Source organism: Spirochaetota bacterium (genome assembly GCA_026415295.1).
Classification (GTDB): domain Bacteria; phylum Spirochaetota; class JAAYUW01; order JAAYUW01; family JAOAHJ01; genus JAOAHJ01.
In genome coordinates this window covers 1-5,301 of sequence record JAOAHJ010000022.1, presented here as the reverse complement: position 1 = coordinate 5,301, position 5,301 = coordinate 1, and the positions used below count along the sequence as shown (strand labels likewise).

Annotated in this window: 5 protein-coding genes; 4 read left to right on the top strand and 1 reads right to left on the bottom strand. The window is 21.6% G+C overall.

Annotated elements, in window-relative coordinates:
- The 4 genes from N3A58_04905 to N3A58_04890 all read left to right on the top strand — a co-directional run.
- A partial coding sequence (locus tag N3A58_04905) for a hypothetical protein (GenBank protein MCX8058731.1) occupies positions 1–661 on the top strand: 661 nt, incomplete at its 5' end.
- Between the two features lie 66 nt (positions 662–727).
- Complete coding sequence (locus N3A58_04900) at positions 728–3,010, top strand: TonB-dependent receptor (GenBank protein ID MCX8058730.1); 2,283 nt, start codon at positions 728–730, stop codon at positions 3,008–3,010.
- 275 nt (positions 3,011–3,285) lie between these two features.
- A complete protein-coding gene (locus N3A58_04895) occupies positions 3,286–3,723 on the top strand; it encodes a hypothetical protein (GenBank protein MCX8058729.1) in 438 nt (145 codons plus the stop codon).
- Between the two features lie 288 nt (positions 3,724–4,011).
- Positions 4,012–4,251: a hypothetical protein gene (locus N3A58_04890; protein MCX8058728.1), complete on the top strand. Its 240-nt coding sequence runs from the start codon at positions 4,012–4,014 to the stop codon at positions 4,249–4,251.
- 151 nt (positions 4,252–4,402) lie between these two features.
- Here the strand turns inward: N3A58_04890 and N3A58_04885 are convergent.
- A partial coding sequence (locus N3A58_04885; GenBank protein MCX8058727.1) for a phosphodiester glycosidase family protein occupies positions 4,403–5,301 on the bottom strand: 899 nt, incomplete at its 5' end.

Genomic DNA, 5,301 nt, shown 5'->3' with positions numbered 1-5,301 from the left:
GGTATCCATTGTTGATGTAAAGCAAGTAAGAAACTATGATATTGATCATTTTAAAATAGTTGTAGCTTTAACAAGCGAAGCTGCTAATTTCCTTAAAGATAATTATAATCCGAATGCTCTTAATATTTATTCTTTAGTTTTAACTCCTTCTTCTTTAGGAGTAGAAAATAAATTTATTGGTTTTGCTGTTTATCCTGATATAAATCAAGTTCTATTAGAACTACGAAAAAATTACCCTACTATTAAAAATATTGGTATAGTGTATAGTTTAGAAACATATAACTTAAATAAGAACTACAGCTATCAAAAAATAGGAATAAACTTAATTCCTATTAATGTAAATAATTATAATATAGATAAAATTGAAAACAGATTTAAAGAATGTGATGCTATATTTATAATACCAGATGTTTTTACTTTGGAAGAAGAAAATCTATTTAAAATAATATATAAAGCTAAAAAAAATAATAAATTATTGTTATCTACTCATAAAGTTTTATTAAATTATGGTGTAGATTTAGTATTTAGTGTAGATTATGAAGCTTTAGGTAAGCAAGTTTCTAATTTTATTAAAGGATATTCATTTGATAAAAAAGATAAAAAAATGGAAAAATATCTAATCTTTAGCGATAAATTTATAGTATTTACTAAAGGTTATTAAAATTTAGTTACTGAAATTTCTTAATTTATTTATTATAATTGATTAATTTAAAAGGAGGGGAGTTAAATGCTATTAAAATTTATTAAAATTAAGTATATTGTATTTTTTTTATGTTTATTATTAATTTCAATTTGTAGCGTGTTTGTATTTTCTGAAGAATCCAAAAATAAAGAAAATTTTGAAAAAAGCAATAATGAAGATAAGATAGAGTTATTAGATTATACTAAAACTTTTGATGATAAATCCTATATAGAACAAGAAGTTAATTTTATAACTACTGTTAATAGTTTAACTAAGTATACACAAAGTATATTAAAATCTGCAGCTAGTATATCAATAGTCCAACCATTTGAGTTAAGATTATTTTATTATCCTGATTTAAAGACTTTACTTAATTTTACACCAGGGTTATATGTAGTAGAAGATGGAGCTAACTGGTATTTAGGAAATAGAGGTATCCAAATACCTGGTAGTGTTAATTCCAGAGCTTTAATACTTTTTAATGGTTATCAAACTAATGATTATTATTTTGGATATCCTTTGAATTATCCTTCTCATTTTATACAGAATGTGGAAGTGGTTCATGGGTATTCTAATGTGTACTTTGGAAGTAATTCATTGCTTGCAACTGTCAATATAATCCCTAATTTTAAATATTATAATCAAGATTACTTAAAAGAACAATTATTTAATGTATATACGTTTGCTAATTTTAATGAAAATAAAGTTAATACAATAAATGGTTTTATGTTTAATAAAAAGCTGGGTAAATATTATTTAACTGTGGGTAGTGAGTTTATAAATTATAAAGGTAGGAAAATATTCTTTAAAGAGAGATATCAGACTTTTGGTGGTACAATAGAAGATAATACTTCTTTTTATAAAGACAGAACCTGGAGCTATTATGAGTATATTGGTTTATATAATGAGGATGAGCAGATTTACTTTGCTAACTATGGTCATAGATATTCTTTTCCTACGGGCCCTGGATCTTTTCAATTAAACTCTATTTTATCTTACTATATGGATAAATACAGATTTTTTTATTATCAAAAAACTTTTCAGTTATTTTCAAATATTCAGTTTACTACAAAATTAAACTACCAAAAGTATTCATTTGACGGTGAATTACCATATATTAGTTTTCCTGTTATAAATGTGGATAAAGGAGCTATTGAAGTTATTTCTTTTGAAAATAATTTAAATATAAAACAACGAAAATATGATTTATTATTTGGTATAGATATAAAAAAAATACAAGCAAAGATTTCTAATTTTGATGCGAATTTTTCTTTTGATCCTAATGAAAGATATAATGTTAGTGGTTATTATTCTAATGTGTTTAATAAATTTTTTATCTATTCTTTATATTTCCATTTAGATTATTATTTAAGAAATGATTTGATATTAGCATTGGGAGGAAAATATGATAATTATGCTAATATTTATAAAGATAAATATTATATCTATGATTCTCCTATTTTTGGTATTAATGAATTTAAAATTACTAATGTAATGGTTTCTCCTGTTTTTATTCCTAAGTTTGCTTTGATTAAGTTATTAAATGAGAATAGCTCATTAAAGCTCATTTATTCTCAAAATGTCAGATTTCCTTCATTATTTGAGGTATATAGGAATGCTTATTGGAATGCTTATTTGGATCCAGCATCTTTAGTACCTCTTACTTTGTCTTATGAAAAACATCACACTTTCGAACTTGTTTATTATAAAGAAAAATTGGAAAAAAATAATAAAAGTTATTTTACTTTTTGTATTTACAAAAATAAAATAAAAGATCTTATCTATGAGCAGCCTGCTCCTACAATCTTTGCTTTTACTATAATAGGTTATAAAAATTTAGCTGACTTAGAAAATATAGGAGCTTTTATAGATTATGTTTATCAGATAGATGATAAAAGTTTTTTCAGGTTTTCTACTTCTTATTCAAATGTTAGAATAACAAATCCAATACCCGGCATTTTTGAGTATATGCCTAATTCCCCTAAATTACTAGCTTTAGTAAAATATGGTTATAAATTTAAAAATAATTTAAGTGTAGCATTAGAAGTTAAGTATACTTCTGAAACCTTAATAGATGATGTAAGAAGATTAATACAAGCTGCTTCATTATCTTATCCTATCCCTTCCGATTTTAAAGTAAAACCATATACTATTGCTAATTTAACTGTAAATTATTTTATTGATAAAAATTCTTATATAACTTTTTATGTTAATAATTTATTTAATGAAAAATACTATTATCCTTTAAGTTATAGTGCTAATGCTCCAGTTACTAAGTATCCTGGATATAAAAGGAATTTTTATATAGGTATAAATTATACCTTTTAAAAGTTAAGCTTACATTTATTTATTGTTAATTAAGCTAATAATTTTGTTTTTTAAGTCCATTTAATCTATGCTAAAATATTTAGTTAAAAATATTTTAACAATTTTTAAAATAAAATTAACATTTTTTACATTTTTTATATTTTTTTTTTTAAAAATTTTTTAAAATAAATAAATAATGTTTATCAAGTAAGTGAAAAAATATTAACAAAAATTGGTAATTAAACAATATGTAATTTTTAACTAACTAAAAATAATAAAAAGGGAGGGATTATAAAGTGCATGTTAAAAATATAGATTTTTATAGATCTAATCAATTATTTAGTTTTAATTGTATAAATGAAAATAAAAATATTTTTATTAAACAGAATACTAATTTTTTTAATAATATTGTAGATTTGCTAAAAATTCAACAGAAAATTGTTAATATTCTTATAAATTCTTTGAAATCTGAAATTTTTCAAGAAAACAAAATCAGTAATGAATACCTAAATTCATCAAATAATATCCCTAAATTAGAACCAAATAATTTTATAGACGCTAAAAGACAAATATACGTTAATTCCCAGAAAACCAAAATAATTATAAATAAATTTATAAATTCATCCCTAAAAATTATAGATGTTTATAAAAATTGGTATTCTCACGATTATGTCTCAGCTTCAGCTTGCCCAACTAGAGGAAATATATTTCCAAGAAGAAATAAATCATACTGAAGAAGATAAATATTTTTTGAAAAATGAGAATCAAACATGCCAGCTACTCAATAAGAAAAAATATATATAAATTTTCAAATTTTAAAAATTCTGGTATAAAGCTAGAAATAATTTAAATATATTATAATAATTCAAACATATTATTAATTAAAAAAATTAAAAAAAAATTTAAAAAATTAACTTTTTTTTAAAAAATTTAACTTTTTTTAGTTGATTTTTTTTTTTTTAATATTATATTTTAATTGTTCAGTAGGTAAAGTAAATATTTTATAAAAGGAGGTGTTGAATATGTTTTCAATCGGAAAAGAATGGGGGATAAGTAAGAATCCTTATATTGTAGAGAGAGATGAATTTGTAACTTATAATGAATCTTCTAAGAGTAATATTAATGAAGATAATATAGAAAACAATAAAAATTTTATAGAAGACAGAGTAGAAATTAGCTCTCAAGCTAAAGATGAGTTAAATAATATTAATCTTGAATCTCACGGACCTTCGCGAGGACCAATTAATAAAAGAGATTCTTAATTTTTTTATTATTTTAAACTAATTTTAGCTTACTTCAAATGTTATAAAAAATGAATTAATAAAATAATATATAATATAAATAAGAATAAGGATGTCTGTGCTTCACCATAACATGGTATCTAAAAAATAAAAATAACATAATTAATTAAAATTAAAAATCAATGAATTTATCAAATGTTGTTATTCCGTTATTAAAAGTTATAAAATATTTTCCTTTCTTTTTTATTATTTCTTTTTCATTGTAAAAATAATCTACTACCCCTGGAAAATAATAATAATAAGTTAAACTATTTTTATAATAATAATCTTTTATATCTGTTTTAAAAATTAGATAATTTTGAGATTTATATGGATTTATTTTATTTGAATAAACTGAATTTATTAAATTTGAGTTAATATAGAAATTAACAGAACTACCACCATCTAAATTCAATACATCTTTTATATTAGTTACTAAATTATTAGAATTTAAATTACTTAAAAAATTAGGAATATCATATATATTTAATCCTTTATTTCTTTCATAATTATAAGGTATAACTGAAATAATGTTTAAAGTATTATCTTGAGTATTAACTATTAAGGTTCTAGCAGCTTCTTTTATTATGTTATTCCCTTTTTCTCCAAATGCTTCTTTATCTAAATCTATTACATAACTGTAATCTTTATATATTAGCGGCCCAGATTGTAAGAGAATATCAATATCATACATTTTCTTTGTTGTATTTACCAATTTTATAAACTCATATCTTATATTAGTTAAATAATCAAAAATAGTTATTAAGTTTTTATTATCTTTATCTTTTAATACACTAAAATATCCCCTACTAGGCCTATATTCGACGGGAAAAGAAATTATGTTATTATCATCTACCACTCCCGCTACTGTAAAATATTTATCATCTTTTTTAGCAAAATAAGTTCCATTAATTGCTATATAAAAATTATCGTATTTATATTCTAATTTATCTTTCTTATCTAAATTAATAAAATCTACTTTATAAGGGACTAGAAAATTAAAAATTATAACATTTATAGCATTTGCTTTAT